The organism is Pectobacterium punjabense, assembly GCF_012427845.1.
GTDB lineage: Bacteria > Pseudomonadota > Gammaproteobacteria > Enterobacterales > Enterobacteriaceae > Pectobacterium > Pectobacterium punjabense.
Genome location: NZ_CP038498.1, coordinates 665,401 through 681,002 on the forward strand (window position 1 = coordinate 665,401; position 15,602 = coordinate 681,002).

General features: G+C 51.4%; 11 protein-coding genes and 1 tRNA gene. 5 read left to right on the forward strand and 7 right to left on the reverse strand.

What is annotated here, in order from left to right:
* Positions 1-723 precede the first annotated feature (723 nt).
* From E2566_RS03000 to aspA, 7 genes are all read right to left on the reverse strand, one after another.
* Positions 724-1,983: a tyrosine-type recombinase/integrase gene (locus E2566_RS03000; protein ID WP_107170165.1), complete on the reverse strand. Its 1,260-nt coding sequence runs from the start codon at positions 1,981-1,983 to the stop codon at positions 724-726.
* Between the two features lie 163 nt (positions 1,984-2,146).
* A tRNA-Phe gene (locus tag E2566_RS03005) sits at positions 2,147-2,222 on the reverse strand.
* A gap of 126 nt (positions 2,223-2,348) precedes the next feature.
* Entirely contained in the window at positions 2,349-2,924 is a 576-nt protein-coding gene (locus tag E2566_RS03010; protein WP_014914059.1) for a transcriptional regulator, read from the reverse strand.
* A gap of 34 nt (positions 2,925-2,958) precedes the next feature.
* Complete coding sequence (locus tag E2566_RS03015) at positions 2,959-4,683, reverse strand: protein-disulfide reductase DsbD (RefSeq protein WP_107170164.1); 1,725 nt, start codon at positions 4,681-4,683, stop codon at positions 2,959-2,961.
* On the reverse strand, positions 4,659-4,991 hold the full coding sequence (gene cutA, locus E2566_RS03020; RefSeq protein ID WP_107170163.1) for a divalent cation tolerance protein CutA: 333 nt from the start codon (positions 4,989-4,991) through the stop codon (positions 4,659-4,661). Before cutA ends, E2566_RS03015 begins: the two co-directional genes overlap by 25 nt.
* 131 nt (positions 4,992-5,122) lie before the next feature.
* On the reverse strand, positions 5,123-6,424 hold the full coding sequence (locus E2566_RS03025; protein WP_107170162.1) for an anaerobic C4-dicarboxylate transporter: 1,302 nt from the start codon (positions 6,422-6,424) through the stop codon (positions 5,123-5,125).
* Positions 6,425-6,673: 249 nt separating this feature from the next.
* Entirely contained in the window at positions 6,674-8,113 is a 1,440-nt protein-coding gene (gene aspA / locus E2566_RS03030; protein WP_107170161.1) for an aspartate ammonia-lyase, read from the reverse strand.
* Positions 8,114-8,592: 479 nt separating this feature from the next.
* Between aspA and E2566_RS03035 the strand changes: the two genes are divergently transcribed.
* The 5 genes from E2566_RS03035 to ubiC all read left to right on the forward strand — a co-directional run bounded on the left by E2566_RS03035 (position 8,593) and on the right by ubiC (position 15,598).
* Positions 8,593-9,063: an FxsA family protein gene (locus tag E2566_RS03035; protein WP_107170160.1), complete on the forward strand. Its 471-nt coding sequence runs from the start codon at positions 8,593-8,595 to the stop codon at positions 9,061-9,063.
* Between the two features lie 254 nt (positions 9,064-9,317).
* On the forward strand, positions 9,318-9,611 hold the full coding sequence (locus E2566_RS03040) for a co-chaperone GroES (protein WP_005971295.1): 294 nt from the start codon (positions 9,318-9,320) through the stop codon (positions 9,609-9,611).
* 45 nt (positions 9,612-9,656) lie between these two features.
* A complete protein-coding gene (groL, locus tag E2566_RS03045; RefSeq protein WP_107170159.1) occupies positions 9,657-11,303 on the forward strand; it encodes a chaperonin GroEL in 1,647 nt (548 codons plus the stop codon).
* A 1,107-nt stretch (positions 11,304-12,410) separates the two neighbouring features.
* The gene (gene ltrA / locus E2566_RS03050) at positions 12,411-14,060 is read left to right on the forward strand and encodes a group II intron reverse transcriptase/maturase (protein WP_107170158.1); all 1,650 of its coding nucleotides are present in this window, start codon (positions 12,411-12,413) and stop codon (positions 14,058-14,060) included.
* Between the two features lie 1,004 nt (positions 14,061-15,064).
* A complete protein-coding gene (gene ubiC / locus E2566_RS03055) occupies positions 15,065-15,598 on the forward strand; it encodes a chorismate lyase (protein ID WP_107170157.1) in 534 nt (177 codons plus the stop codon).
* The last annotated feature ends 4 nt before the right edge of the window (positions 15,599-15,602 follow it).

Genomic DNA, 15,602 nt, shown 5'->3' on the forward strand with positions numbered 1-15,602 from the left:
GCCCTGTGCCGGAAAATACATTTCCAGGCACAAAACGGCGTGCGCCAGTTCATGCGGGCTGGACGCCCTTATTGCCTGTCGCATGGGGGTAATGTCGCGGCTGGACGCCACGCCAAAACCCCCAAGGTCAACGGCGGCACACCGTCGCGCGCTACGCGCGACCAACCCCTTTAAGACGCGCGTTTTAGCCTGTTATTTCTCTTTCTCGCAAGCTCGGTGCGAAATAACGGGAAACGCTGCTTTAAATGGGTTGGTCGCGCCTCGCTACCGGCTTTTGGCCGGAGACTTAGCTGCGACGGTGTGCGGGGCAAGCCCCCCAAATAAACCGACGCGTGGGCGCGTCTTTTTGCTCGCTGGGGCGGCAAAATTTATTCGGCTCCCCCGGCCTGCTCGGTTTCCCTTGGGGGAAACGCTCGCGGGTGGGTTCGGGCGACGCAAATTAGCCATTTCTACGAAATGGAATTTACTCGCCTCACGCCACTTTTTAATTTCTGCTGTTCGCATCCATTAAAAAGCCAATACAAGGGCGGCCTGTCATATCGCTTGTCCCTGTAAACACGTGTAATTTTGATGATGACAGAATCCCGCTGTTGTATCAGGGATGTTCGGTGCTCGCTCTGCTGCGCTCCGCCTCAGCCCTGATACAACAGCGGCGTAGAGAAACAAGATAAGCCGCCTCTGTTCGATTAGAAGCGACTTATTCCATAGGTATATCAGTCTGGCTCAGGCAACCTTAATCGACTTCTCAAAGCGATAAGCCGGGATGAATTGATGCTGGCAGGCATCGAGATAATCTGACCACCATTGCATCATCTGAGTCCGTTCGTCGAGGTGTTCCGCTTTGTGAATATAGGCGGCACGAACGTGATTGCGCTCCTGATGGCTCATCTGCCGCTCCACAGCATCTTTTGACCAGCGACCTGATTCGATCAACGCACTACACGCTATCGTGCGAAAGCCATGTCCGCAGATATCCACCTGTGTGTCATAACCCATTGTGCGCAGCGCCTTGTTGATGGTGTTCTCACTCATTGGCTTACGGGCATCGTGATCGCCGGGAAAGAGTAATTCCCCGTTGCCGGACAACAGTTTTAGCTGCTTCAGTATCGTTACCGCCTGTTTTGACAGCGGCACCAGATGAGGCGTTTTCATTTTTGCGCCGCGCTCTGAGTGACGCACGCCAGCGATAGGCTCCCGCTGTGCGGGAAGTGTCCACATGGCGTTATCCAGATCGATCTCTACCCAACGGGCAAAACGCAATTCACTGGAGCGGATAAAGATCAGCAAATTAAGCTGTACCGCCAACCTTGTCAGCAGTCTGCCTGAATAGCCTTCTATTCTTTCCAGCAGTTCTGGCAACTTTTCCAGCGGTAGGGCAGGGTAATGGTTTTTCGGCGGCGGGGTGATTGCTCCGCAGAGGTCATTGGCCGGATTGCTGGCAATCAGTCCTTCCTGCACGGCGTAACGCATGATGACTGTCGTGCGTTGCTGTATCCGTGCAGCCGTTTCCAGACAACCCTTTTTCTCCGCTATCCGCAGCGGGATCAGCAGGTTGGCGGTTTTCAGGTCGGTGACAAGGACATTGCCGATGAGCGGAAAAACGTGCAGTTCCAGTGAACGCAGGACTTTGGCGGCGTGTGCTTCACTCCAGCGAATGTTCGCGGCCACCCACTGACGAGCGATGGCTTCAAAGGTATTGCCGTTTTTCTTTGCCTGTTTGTCGTGCTGTTTTTTTACGCCGGGATCGTCCCCTGCGCTGAGAATAGTTCGGGCTTCTTCACGCAGTTTACGGGCACTGGCAAGCGAGACAGTCGGGTAAGCGCCAAACGCTAGCTTCTTCTCCTTGCCGCCGAAGCGGTACTTAAGATGCCAGAGCTTGGAACCGTTAGGTTTAATCAGCAGGTACAGACCCTGCGCGTCGCTGAGTTTGTAAGGTTTATCGAGCGGCTTGGCGTTGCGGATGGCGGTATCAGTCAGAGGCATGGTGGGGGCTCCGTAGTTTATCGAACCGACAGGCCCCCAATTAAGCCCCCAAAAACTACGGATGTCAAAAAATCTGGTAGTACCTTGAGGTACTCCAGATTTTCATCAACTTACTGATTTTGCTATGTTCCCGGACGTATAGGAACGTCCCAAAACAAAAATATGGTGCCCGGACTCGGAATCGAACCAAGGACACGAGGATTTTCAATCCTCTGCTCTACCGACTGAGCTATCCGGGCAACGGGGCGCATTAAACCGTATTGGCCGCGTGTCGTCAACGGGTTTATCAATGAAAGCATGGAAAACCCTACTGACTGCCGACTTTTCAGCCAAAATGCGGGCTTTACCGCATTTTGTGCCTGAAATCAGGTGAGTGCACCGTTTTTGCGGCACAGTGCAAAGCGTAGTACATCCTCTGCTAAGCGTTGAGCGGTGGCGATGCTGGCGGCCTGATGCTTGACCAGCAGGTTGCTCAGGCAGCCTTCCAGAATCAGTTCCATCTGCTGTGCCACCATTTCGGGATCGTCGGTTTCCAGTTCTTCCAGCAAATCGCGAGTGTACTGGTAAGACGCTAGCTTCTGCTGTTCCGCAATCTGGTGGATAGGGTGATTGATATCAGGGAAAAAGCTGCACGCCGCAATAAACAAGCAGCCCGGATAACGCTGTTTGTTCACCGATTCGTGTAACACCTGATAGCGTGCCAGTAGCTTTTGCTCAATGCTTTTCTCGTCATCCAATAGTAGCTGACGCCGCCAGGTATCGACTTGCTGGCTGTGGTGACGCAGGCCGTCGTACAGCAGTGCTTCACGATCTGGCCAGAATGGCGTCAGTTCCTCTACCGGAACGCCTAGTCTCTCCGCCAGCATATCCAGCGTCGTCATGGCAAAGCCGTGCTGCTCCAGCAGAGTAAGCGCATGTTCAAGAACATCTTCCCGTTGCATTAGGTCTCCTCCAGAAGCACATATAACGTGTCGTTTATGGGCTGAACTTCTGTAAATGTGCCTGAAATTGTTCAGCATTCATAAAACCGGTGACGCGCGAGCCGGGGATTTCTTTCCCCTGAGCGTCAAAGAATACGATGGTCGGCAGCCCTAAAACCTGTAGCTTTTTCAGCAGCGCATTTTGTTCTTCGCGGTTAGCGGTGACGTCCGCCTGTAGCAGCGTGATGCGCGACAGATGGTTTTGCACAGCCGGGTCGCTGAACGTGTATTTCTCGAACTCTTTGCAGGCAACGCACCAGTCAGCGTAAAGATCGAGCATAACAGGCTGAGCGCTCTTTGCCAGCGCGCTGTTGAGATCGGCAATATTGGCGACAGGGGCGAAGTTCAGTGCTGATGTGTGGGCTTGTGCCACGCCAGCCGGAGGAAATACCCAGTCTTGCAGCGGCTTGGCGCTGATCACCACGCCTGCCAGCAGCAGTAGCTGTGCGCCACGCATCCAGCCTTTGTTGCTGCGCAGCGTCAGCATAAGTGCCCAGCCGAAGAAGGCGATACCCAGTGCGCCCCACAGTCGCACTCCCCACGTCTCACCGAGAATGCGTTCCAGCAGGAAGACGGGCAGTGCCAAAATAATGAAACCAAACGCTTCCTTAACGTACTGCATCCACGGGCCGCTGCGTGGCAGCAGTTTATTGCCGAACAGCGTGACCAGAATGAGCGGTAAGCCCATCCCGAGCGCGTAGAGATAAAGCGTGCCACCGCCTGCCAGCATGTTGCCGCTCTGGGCGATATAAAGCAGGATGGCGCTGAGCGGCGCGGTGGTGCAGGGGGAACAAATCAGACCTGCCAGCGCGCCCATGCAGAATACGCCCGTAACGGAGCCGCCTTGCTGACGGTTACTCCACTCTGTCAGCCGGGTTTGTACCGATGATGGGAGCTGGAGCGTATACAGGCCAAACATAGAGAGCGCCAACGCGGCAAACATCACCGACAGGCCAATCAGAATGTACGGATGCTGGAGCGCAGCCTGAAAACGCAATCCGGCCGCGGCAACAACCAGCCCAAGTAGCGTGTAGGTTAGCGCCATACCCTGAACATAAGTCATCGATAGTAGCAGCGTGCGGCGCGGTGTTAGCTGTTCTTTTCTGCCCAGTACCAGACTGGCAATTAGCGGGTACATTGGCAGGACGCAGGGGGTAAAGGCGACGCCGATGCCAATCAGCAGCGCCCACCACGGCGAGAACGGCATCGGCGTGGCCTGCGGCGTCTGGGCTGATGCGGTATTCGATGTATCCGCGCCTGCGTTAGCCAGCACCTGATTGAGCGGTACGGTTCGCGTTTCTGGCGGATAGCAGAAACCTGCATCGGCGCAACCTTGATAGGTCACTTTGACGGTTGCACCGCTCTCTGCCTGTTCAATGGGAACCGCTAGCGCCAAGCGATCCCGCAGAATAAAGACCTGACCGAAAAACTCGTCGTTATGGCTTTCGCCTTGTGGCAACGCTATCTTGCCGAGTGCGGCACCGTTTCCTTCGATCTTGATTTGTGCGCGGTACAGGTAGTAATCGGGATTGATATCCCAGCGCAGATTAAGTTGGTTCCCCTGCTGCTGAAACTCAAAGGCGAAAGCCCCATCGACCGGCAGAAAGCGCGACGTCGCGCTGTTGCCAAACAGTTTCTGACCGAAAGAAGAGGCGGCCACATTGGATGTGCCGACAGCTGTCCATAACAGGAAAATCAGCGTAAAGATGCGTTGAGCCATGTCAGATAATCGCCATCGCCCCCAGATACCGGCAGGGCTAATAGCTCTGGCGTATCATAAGGGTGTTGTTGTTTCAGATGAGTCAGCAGGGCTTGCTGATGTGAGATATCGCTTTTTATCAGCATTTGTACTTCTGATTGCTGCTCAAGCTTGCCGTCCCAATAGTAGAGCGAACGAGCACCGGGCAGCAAGGTGACGCAGGCGGCAAGCCGCGTTTCCAGCAGCGAATGGGCAAGCTGTTGTGCACAGGCCTCGTCAGGTGCGGTACATAATATGACGACGGCATCGCAAAGCGGGCGGTCAGACATCATATCCTCCGTGTCAGATGAACAAATTCCAGACAACCAGAGCCACACTATACCTTGCTTTATTTGCGTGAGGAAATGATACGGATCGACCTGTCAGGCCGATCCGCGAGGGGCTATTCGAAGGATAATTTTTAGATCAGGATGCTGCCGAGGATAAAGCCAAATATCACCGACAGTGTAATCGCCATTACGCCGGGAATCAGGAAGGAGTGGTTAAACACAAACTTTCCGATGCGCGTTGAGCCGGTATCGTCCATCTCCACCGCTGCCAGCAGGGTTGGATAGGTTGGCAGAACGAACAGGGCGGAAACGGCAGCAAAAGACGCCACCGCCGTGACTGGTGATACGCCCAGCAGCAACGCCGCAGGCATCAGCGCTTTTGCTGTTGCCGCCTGCGAGTAAAGCAGCGTGGCAGCGAAGAACAGTACAACGGCCAGCATCCACGGGTAGCTTTGCAGCAGTGCGCCTGCGGTGTCCTGAATATCGGAAATATGCGCTTTAACAAAGGTATCACCCAGCCAAGCCACGCCCATCACGCAGATACAGGCGCTCATGCCGGACTTAAACGTGCTGGCAGAGAGGATGCGTGCGGTGTCGATTTTACAGGTGATGCAAATCAGCGTAGCGATGGTCAGCATGAAGACCACGATCGCTTCATTACGTGGCAGAACGGGGTTTTGAATCAGCCCAACCGTGCCGCTGATCGCCGTGGCATACAGAACGACAGCGACGATACCAATCAGGAACAGCACCACGGACAGCTTGGCACCCGGTTTGATCTCATGCTGGCTATTACCGCGCAGCGTGGTTTCACCTTTTTTCAGACGTTCCTGATAAATTGGGTCGTCTTTCAGCTCTTTACCTAGGAAGTTAGTCACTATCGCCGTCAGCATGATCGCAGCCAGCGTGGTAGGAATACAGATCCCCAGCAGCAGCAGGTAGCTAACCCCGTGTGGTTCAAGAATACCGGCGACAAACACCACCGCCGCTGAGATTGGCGACGCGGTAATCGCGATTTGCGAGGCGACAACGGCAATCGAAAGCGGGCGAGAAGGGCGAATTCCCTGCTCTTTGGCGACTTCGGCGATAACCGGAAGGGTGGAAAACGCGGTGTGCCCGGTTCCAGCCAGAATCGTCATAAAGTAGGTGACCAGCGGCGCGAGAAAGGTGACGTATTTCGGGTGCTTACGCAGCAGTTTCTCCGCCAGACTGACCAGATAATCCATTCCGCCCGCCACCTGCATGGCGGCGATGGCGGCGATAACGGCCATGATAATTTCAATGACATCAAAAGGGATTACGCCAGGTTTTATCTGAAACCCCAGCGTAAGAACAAGCACTCCCAGGCCACCGGCGAAACCAATGCCGATACCTCCCAGTCGTGCCCCCAAATAGATGGCGAGCAGAACGATGAGTAACTCAAGACCAAGCATGACTATGCTCCTTAATTAATAATAAAAATTCAATCTACTCGTCATACTTCAAGCTGCTTGTGCGTTGGCTGCCCTTACTCACCCCAGTCACTTACTTGTGTAAGCTCCTGGGGATTCATGCGGTTGCCGCCTTCATGCAACTCGAATTATTTAGAGTACATAACTTATTCTTATGGCCGTAGACGGCAAAAAATAAAGGCACGCGGTTCTTCGTGAACGGACGTGCCTGATAAAAATTAAACGTTGGTGTTAAGGAAGCTCGTTTTCATCGGTATAGCGTTTGGCTTTGTAAGCCGGATGCATCAGGTTCTGGATGGAGAAAATGTCATCCAGCTCCGCTTCTGTTAGCAGACCTCGCTCCAGTACGACTTCACGCACGCTCTTGCCCGTTTCCGCACAGATTCTGCCGACGATATCGCCGTTGTGGTGGCCGATGAACGGGTTCAGATACGTCACGATTCCGATAGAGTTGAAAACATAGGCTTCGCAAACGTCCTTATTGGCGGTGATGCCGTTGACGCATTTCTCCAGCAGGTTGTAGCAGGCGTTGGTCAGGATATGAGTCGATTCAAACATCGCCTGACCGATAACCGGCTCCATCACGTTCAACTGTAATTGCCCGGCTTCTGATGCCATGGTGACGCAGGTGTCGTTACCGATAACCTTGAAGCACACCTGATTGACGACCTCCGGCACCACGGGATTCACTTTTGCGGGCATGATCGAAGAGCCCGCCTGTAATTCCGGCAGGTTGATTTCATTCAGGCCAGCGCGAGGACCTGAAGAGAGCAGACGCAAGTCATTGCAGATCTTCGATAGTTTCACCGCCAGACGCTTCAGAGAACTGTGGACCATGACATAGGCACCGCAGTCTGACGTGGCTTCGATCAAGTCTTCTGCTGGTACGCACGGCAGGCCACTGACTTCTGCCAGACGCTGCACCGCCAGCTGTTGGTAGCCGTCCGGCGTGTTCAGACGCGTACCGATTGCGGTAGCCCCTAGATTGACCTCAAGCAGCAGTTCCGCCGTGCGCAGCAGATTTTTGATTTCCTCTTGCAGCAGTACGTGAAATGCATGAAATTCCTGGCCGAGCGTCATTGGCACGGCGTCCTGCAACTGGGTCCGCCCCATCTTCAGAACGTCTTCGAACTCGTTGGCTTTACGCTCGAAGCCAGCGCTCAACTTCGCTATCGCATCCGTCAATTTGAGTATGGCTGCGTAGACCGCGATACGGAATCCGGTAGGGTAGGCGTCATTGGTGGACTGGCATTTATTCAGGTGATCGTTGGGGTTCAGATACTGGTATTCGCCTTTCTGGTGGCCCATCAGCTCCAGACCAATATTGGCTAATACTTCGTTGGTATTCATGTTGACCGACGTGCCAGCGCCCCCCTGATACACATCCACCGGAAACTGATCCATGCATTTGCCGTTATTCAGTACTTCATCACAGGCGCGGATGATGACATCGGCAATTTTCTTCGGGATAGTTTGCAGTTCTGTGTTCGCCAGCGCGGCGGCTTTTTTCACCATGACCATGCCGCGCACGAACTCCGGAATGTCGCTGACTTTATTGTTACTGATATAGAAGTTTTCGACGGCGCGCAGAGTATGAACGCCATAATACGCGTCTGCGGGAACTTCTCGGGTGCCTAACAGGTCTTCTTCAATACGGATGTTTTCTGACATGAAAATTCCTATCCTGTTGTACGACTAGTGAGGTGGCTAGACGTTGTGGGCTGGTTTTTCAGATGGCCTTACTTCGGAAAATAGCGAGACTACGGATAAACCGTCTTCTCTCGGCAATAGTATTGGGATGTTTGACCAACCATATATCCATTGCCGTGAGGATATGTCGTTGTGACAGTGAAAAATAGGTGTTTAGATCACTATACTGGCGTTCTCTACCGTTACGGTAAATGAACTGTGATTGTAGTCACGAGTCATTATTTTAGAACAATAATCGTGGAGTGGCGGCTTGAAAACGTGCAAAGGCGTACCCATTTAACTAAATCATGATGTGCCAGATCGCAGAGCAGAGCGCGTGCCTTACCTAATCCATTGGGAGTAAAGCGTATCTGGATTTTCAATCGCGATGGCTTAACACGTTTTCATTAACACACGTTCTTATTAACGACAGTACGCGTTAAAAAACACAGGAGAACCGGGTGCGCTGGTTACCGTTATTACTGATTTTTCTTTTAGCTTACATCGAGATATCGCTGTTTATTCAAGTGGCTGAAGTGCTGGGCGTCGCCATGACCCTGCTGCTGGTGGTCTTCACGTCCTGCGTGGGCGTCTCACTGGTGCGCAATCAGGGGATGAAAACGCTGGTGCAGATGCAGCAGAAAATGGCGGCAGGTGAAAGCCCTGCGGCTGAAATGGTAAAAAGCGTTTCACTGGTGCTGGCTGGCTTCCTGCTGCTGATTCCGGGCTTCCTGACCGACTTTCTGGGGCTGTTGCTGTTACTGCCGCCAGTACAGAAAAGCCTGACGCTTAAACTGATGCCTCACTTACACATCTGGCGTTCCGCTTCCGGCGCACCGCCTTCTGGCGGGAACACCTTTGAAGGTGAATACCAGCGTAAGGACGGTGGGCGCGGAAATATTGAACACCGCGACGATCGAGATGACCGCTAACGTTGCGACAGTCTGAAAAATCGCTAAGGATTATCATGTTGATAATCCTTATTTTTTATCTGCTATCGGTAATACATAGCCGCCTAACGCAAAAAAAATGAATTGTCTCCCTTGAAGGGCGATTAAACGCCCCCACTTAGAAAACCACAAGGCCGATTATGAAAAGCATAATCGTTATGAAAACATAGTTGTTATGAAGACATCGTCGGCGTTTATCCTAAACCGATATGGACTTTCTCAAAGGAGAGCTATCAATGAATATTCGTCCATTGCATGACCGCGTGATCGTCAAGCGCAAAGAAGTTGAGTCAAAATCTGCTGGCGGTATCGTACTGACTGGTTCCGCTGCTGGTAAATCTACCCGTGGTGAAGTTCTGGCCGTAGGTCACGGACGTATCCTGGAAAATGGCGAAGTGAAGCCGCTGGATGTGAAAGTGGGCGACATCGTTATTTTCAATGATGGCTATGGCGTGAAAGCAGAGAAGATCGATAACGAAGAAGTGTTGATCATGTCTGAAAGCGACATTCTGGCAATTGTTGAAGCGTAATTGCGCGTAATCATCTGAACTGAACGAATTTAAGGGAAATACACCATGGCAGCTAAAGACGTAAAATTCGGTAATGACGCTCGCGTAAAAATGCTGCGCGGCGTGAATGTACTGGCTGATGCAGTGAAGGTTACCCTGGGCCCGAAAGGCCGTAACGTAGTTTTGGATAAATCCTTCGGTGCACCGACCATTACTAAAGACGGCGTATCTGTTGCGCGCGAAATCGAGCTGGAAGACAAGTTCGAAAACATGGGCGCACAGATGGTGAAAGAAGTTGCCTCTAAAGCGAATGACGCAGCAGGCGACGGCACCACGACCGCAACCGTATTGGCGCAGGCTATCATCACTGAAGGCCTGAAAGCTGTTGCAGCGGGCATGAACCCGATGGATCTGAAGCGCGGTATCGATAAAGCCGTTATCGCTGCTGTTGAAGAGCTGAAAGCACTGTCTGTACCGTGCTCTGACTCTAAAGCTATTGCTCAGGTGGGTACCATCTCTGCTAACTCCGACGAAACTGTAGGCAAAATGATTGCCGAAGCAATGGACAAAGTCGGTAAAGAAGGTGTTATCACCGTTGAAGAAGGTACTGGTCTGCAAGACGAGCTGGACGTGGTTGAAGGTATGCAGTTCGACCGTGGCTACCTGTCTCCGTACTTCATCAACAAGCCAGAAACCGGTGCGGTAGAACTGGAAAGCCCGTTCATCCTGCTGGCTGACAAAAAAATCTCCAACATCCGCGAAATGCTGCCAGTTCTGGAAGCTGTAGCGAAAGCGGGCAAACCACTGGTTATCGTTGCTGAAGACGTTGAAGGCGAAGCGCTGGCAACGCTGGTGGTTAACACCATGCGCGGCATCGTGAAAGTGGCTGCGGTGAAAGCACCGGGCTTCGGCGACCGTCGTAAAGCAATGCTGCAAGACATCGCTACGCTGACTGGCGGTACCGTTATCTCTGAAGAGATCGGTCTGGAGCTGGAAAAAGCGACGTTGGAAGATCTGGGTCAGGCAAAACGCGTTGTTATCAACAAAGACACGACTACTATCATCGATGGTACGGGTGAAGAAGCTGCGATCCAGGGCCGTGTTGCTCAGATCCGTCAGCAGGTTGAAGAAGCGACCTCAGACTACGACAAAGAAAAACTGCAAGAGCGTGTGGCTAAACTGGCTGGCGGCGTAGCCGTTATCAAAGTTGGCGCAGCAACTGAAGTTGAAATGAAAGAGAAGAAAGCACGCGTTGAAGATGCCCTGGCTGCGACTCGCGCCGCGGTAGAAGAAGGCGTGGTTGCGGGTGGTGGCGTGGCGCTGGTTCGCGTTGCCGCTAAACTGGCTTCTCTGACTGCTCAGAACGAAGATCAGAACGTGGGTATCAAAGTTGCGCTGCGCGCGATGGAAGCTCCACTGCGTCAGATCGTTTCCAATGCCGGTGAAGAGCCGTCTGTGGTTGCGAATTCTGTTAAAGCGGGCGAAGGTAACTACGGTTACAACGCAGCAACTGAAGAATACGGCAACATGATCGATTTCGGTATCCTGGACCCGACCAAAGTTACCCGTTCTGCGCTGCAATTTGCCGCTTCCGTTGCTGGTCTGATGATCACCACCGAATGTATGGTCACCGACCTGCCGAAAGGCGATGCGCCTGATTTAGGTGCTGCTGGTGGCATGGGCGGTATGGGTGGTATGGGCGGCATGATGTAGTGCGACGAGAGTCGTGTAGGTAGCTAGCCTAGCGGACTACTTCCATAGTGAGTATTAACGAATGTTATGCTCACTATTTCCCGCTAAATTAGCACAAATATGATAAATGTCCGATGTTCCGGACTTTAAATGCCTCCGGAACATCGGCTCTTCGCTAAGCGAAGAACTAACTTCTGGATATGGCTTTAAAGTCAGAATCCCCTAAAACTTACAAATGTATTAACTGTTATAACTATTTGAAATTTATCAAATATAGTAACGACAATAACTATTGTAACGTCCAAAAGATTCACGCTGAAGCAAGTTGAGGTTTGACTTGTGATGTAGCGGGGTAACTATCGTCTTTATCAACACTATGTGCACTAGCGCCTACCGGTGTGAAGCTGTACTGATGATTGTCTGACTGTATTGCTGTTTGATGCAGAGCCAGACCTGTTATGTAACTAACAGTAGCCTAGGAGCAGCGCGTTACCAGTAATGGTGAGGTGTGAGAGCGTTCTGACAATGTACTCCTCGATGTGTGGGCATTGCGTTACCGTGAGGTAAGCAATGGATTTTGCCAGTAGCAGGCGGATGAGAGGCTAGGCTGGATCATAGGGTTAACGTTAAGTGAACTGTTGTAAGCACCGTCAGCCGCAAGCAGCAAAAGCTACTGATATGCTGTGACCAAAAGGTACAGGGTCGGTTATTCCTTTTACATCTGGGAATACGTTGCCATCAGACCTTCGGTGTATAGGCAGAACCTAAGTGATTCGTGTCATGAGTACGGAACTCGGTAAGCCCGTATTTTTGCCCTTGTGGCAGGGGAGTCGTAAGACAAACTGTTGAGAGTGCGGGTAGCGGAGGTTGGAAGAAGCGAATGCCATTCTTTAATCGAGTGGATAAGGGGTTAAACGTTCCCCTACCGGAAACGGGGCAGACTTCTGGCTGGTCTTTAATTGTGTGCAGTACTGTAAAGCAAACCTAATGTGACAGAAAGTTGGCTAAGGTGGTTCATACCCACCTTAACCAGACCCTTGCGGGAGCAAAAGATAACTCCCGCAAGGGGGCTGTCCGTCTGCTTTCGCTCGGGGCTTTCTAACCAAAAGCACTGAGGAGAGTAGCAAGATGAGTACGTTAATAAAAGTATCTGCGCTTTCCGGCAGGGCGGAAAACTGGCACCAGATTAACTGGCGTCAGATACACCGTCAGGTCAGAGGGCTACAGATACGAATCGCAAAGGCAACGGAGCAGAAGCGCTGGCGTAGGGTGAAAGCCCTGCAAAGGATGCTGACGCGCTCGTTTGCAGCTAAAGCACTGGCTGTCAGACGAGTTACCGAAAATCGAGGCAAAAAGACGGCTGGAGTGGATCGTGAACTTTGGAACACTCCCGAAAAGAAATGGCTGGCGATAGGTCAACTGACGCGCACAGGTTACAAACCTGCTCCGCTGAGGCGTGTTTACATCCCTAAAAGCAACGGTAAACGTCGCCCATTAGGGATTCCGACTATGAAGGATCGTGCGATGCAGGCTCTATTCCTGTCAGCACTAGACCCGGTATCGGAAACCACGGCCGATCGTAATAGTTATGGTTTTCGTCCAGTGCGTTCAGCGGCGGATGCGATTGAGCAATGTTTCGTCAATCTCAGTCGGGGAAGTTCGTCTGAATGGGTATTGGAAGGCGACATTAAAGGATGTTTCGACAATATCAGTCATGACTGGCTACTTGCCAATATTCCGTTGGATAAACAGGTGCTCGGGAAATGGCTTAAAGCGGGATTCATTGAATCCGGTCGGTTATATCCAACCGAAGCTGGCACACCACAGGGAGGCATTATCTCTCCGGTGTTGGCGAATATGGCATTGGATGGACTGGAAGCGGTGTTAGAAGCTCACTTCGGGCGGAAGAACACCAAAGCCAGTTACAAGACCAAGGTCAATTATGTGCGTTACGCAGACGACTTCATTATTACGGGTATCTCGAAAGAGCTGCTGGAAAGTAAAGTCAAACCTCTTGTCGAGGCCTTTATGGCTGACCGAGGGCTGCAATTATCACCAGAAAAAACGGTGATCACGCATATTTCGGATGGGTTTGATTTTCTGGGGCAAAACGTGCGCAAGTATCGAGGCAAAATGCTGATAAAGCCTGCTGCTAAAGGTCTTCGCAATCACCTTCAGAAAATCCGGCAGATAGTGAAACGCAATGCGGCGTCAAAACAGGGTGACCTGATAAGGCAACTTAATCCGGTACTACGGGGTTGGGCAAATTATCATCGTCATATTGTTGCCAAAGAAACGTTTAGCTATATCGACTATCGCGTCTGGAAGTTGCTCTGGCGCTGGTCATGCCGTCGGCACGGTAATCGCAACAAGTACTGGGTGAAACCGAAGTATTTTCACTCAGTCGGTGGCGATAACTGGGTGTTCCAGAGTATCGATGCGGACAACGGCCTGCAAAGGTTGCTGTCCTGCAAAGATATCCCGATTAAACGTCACATTAAAATCAAGTCCCAGGCTAATCCATACGATCCGGTTGATGAGCTGTACTTCGAACAGCGGCAGGTTAAGCGCTGGAAAGAAGGCAAAATGCAGCGAGGAAAACTGCGAATGATATGGGAGCGACAGGGCTATCGGTGCCCGATCTGTCACCAGCTATTCAGAGATAATGATGATTGGGATGTCCATCACATTATCAGACGGGTAGATGGCGGTGGTGACGAAATCGATAATTTAATGATGTTGCATCCAAATTGCCATAGATTGATCCATAACCATTGAATGGTTATAGATGGATTAGTAAAATCATGAGGATCTCTAACTTCACGGGAATTCAAGGAGGCTTGTTTTGGCCAAATTTTTGAATGTCCCCGAGTTGTTCTCCGTGTAACGGCACAGAGTCCTGACCGGAAGGGGATCGACTCGAGAGACTAGGGAGCAAAAGGGTGGCACTGTGTGCATTGTGGGAAGAAGCCGTGCTCTTCCTACTTGAACCTTTACCGGACGGCCGTTACCTGAGGTTAACGATCCTGAAAGAGTTGGAGAAGGTCAGGTATGGATCGATACTTCCTCTATTACATGAATTTTGAGAATAATTATTTTGATACTGCAATCCCAGAGAGGCGTGGAGCCCCCTGAATTAATTAAAGCAATTTAGAATTGTTCTAGTTAAGCAACCTTGATTTCCAAGGGGTATTGATATAACTCGTTAATTTTTGATTATATGAAATATTGAGAAATAAACAAAAACTTCACTTTGTCTCAACTGATTTTGCTAGTTATTACGTTGTCGGCCCAAACAGTAGTGCGGGTTTATAAGGGCTTGAGCCGTATGCGGGGAAACTTGCATGTACGGTTCTTAGGGGGCGGCGGCACAGTAATGTGCTGCTGCTACCCGACATGTGACACTCCTGCCACCGGAAGCCATTTTCCGGTGACTGGCGGTCAGGTTACAGAAGCTCGTCTTTCTGTCCTTTAAAGAGCACTATCCGGTCGCGATACCGGGTGGTGCTTTTTTTATGCGCCTCTTTTCTATCAATCAATTCAATGCATTATTGAGATAAGCATACTTGTGCTTGTTGATTTCCCACCAAACTGCTGTGTGAATGACTAAAGAGGTATCGCGATGGCTGGCGCGTAACCAGCCACATTGCCAAAATGTTGCCACATCGGGGATGAATTGGTTTATAGCGTGTTATCGGGGGAAGCATTCTGCGCTACAATAGGGGCGCTTACTTTATTTACGAATGCTTTATCGATAAGCAACCCTGTCTGGAGTAGGGACAATGTCTGACGATGCGTCAACGCTTTTGCGCACCATATCCTGGTTTACTGAACCCCCTTCGGTATTGCCTGAACACATTGGTGACTGGTTGATGGAAACCAGTTCCATGACGCAGCGGCTTGAAAAATACTGTGCCCAACTGAGGGTCACGCTTTGTCGTGAGGGTTTCATTACGCCACAGGTATTGGGCGAAGAGCGCGATCAACTCCCTCTTGATGAACGTTACTGGCTGCGTGAAGTCGTGCTGTATGGTGACGATCGCCCTTGGCTTTTCGGCAGAACGATTGTCCCACAACAGACGCTCGATGGTTCAGGCTCAGCGTTGACCAAAATAGGCAATCAGCCGTTAGGCCGTTATCTGTTTGAGCAAAAATCGCTGACGCGTGATTATATTCATACCGGATGTTGCGAAGGTTTATGGGCGCGGCGTTCCCGCCTGTGTCTTTCGGGGTATCCGTTACTGTTGACTGAGCTTTTCTTACCGGAATCACCCGTTTATTACACACCTGGTGATGAAGGTTGGCAGGTAATTTGAGGAG

What these genes read in the sequence shown, in the direction of transcription:
- ltrA (WP_107170158.1), top strand. Translation starts at nt 12,411, where the DNA reads ATGAGTACGTTAATAAAAGTATCTGCGCTTTCCGGCAGGGCGGAAAAC.
- E2566_RS03025 (WP_107170162.1), bottom strand. Translation starts at nt 6,424, where the DNA reads ATGCTTGGTCTTGAGTTACTCATCGTTCTGCTCGCCATCTATTTGGGG.
- E2566_RS03000 (WP_107170165.1), bottom strand. Translation starts at nt 1,983, where the DNA reads ATGCCTCTGACTGATACCGCCATCCGCAACGCCAAGCCGCTCGATAAA.
- groL (WP_107170159.1), top strand. Translation starts at nt 9,657, where the DNA reads ATGGCAGCTAAAGACGTAAAATTCGGTAATGACGCTCGCGTAAAAATG.
- cutA (WP_107170163.1), bottom strand. Translation starts at nt 4,991, where the DNA reads ATGTCTGACCGCCCGCTTTGCGATGCCGTCGTCATATTATGTACCGCA.
- E2566_RS03015 (WP_107170164.1), bottom strand. Translation starts at nt 4,683, where the DNA reads ATGGCTCAACGCATCTTTACGCTGATTTTCCTGTTATGGACAGCTGTC.
- ubiC (WP_107170157.1), top strand. Translation starts at nt 15,065, where the DNA reads ATGTCTGACGATGCGTCAACGCTTTTGCGCACCATATCCTGGTTTACT.
- aspA (WP_107170161.1), bottom strand. Translation starts at nt 8,113, where the DNA reads ATGTCAGAAAACATCCGTATTGAAGAAGACCTGTTAGGCACCCGAGAA.
- E2566_RS03010 (WP_014914059.1), bottom strand. Translation starts at nt 2,924, where the DNA reads ATGCAACGGGAAGATGTTCTTGAACATGCGCTTACTCTGCTGGAGCAG.
- E2566_RS03040 (WP_005971295.1), top strand. Translation starts at nt 9,318, where the DNA reads ATGAATATTCGTCCATTGCATGACCGCGTGATCGTCAAGCGCAAAGAA.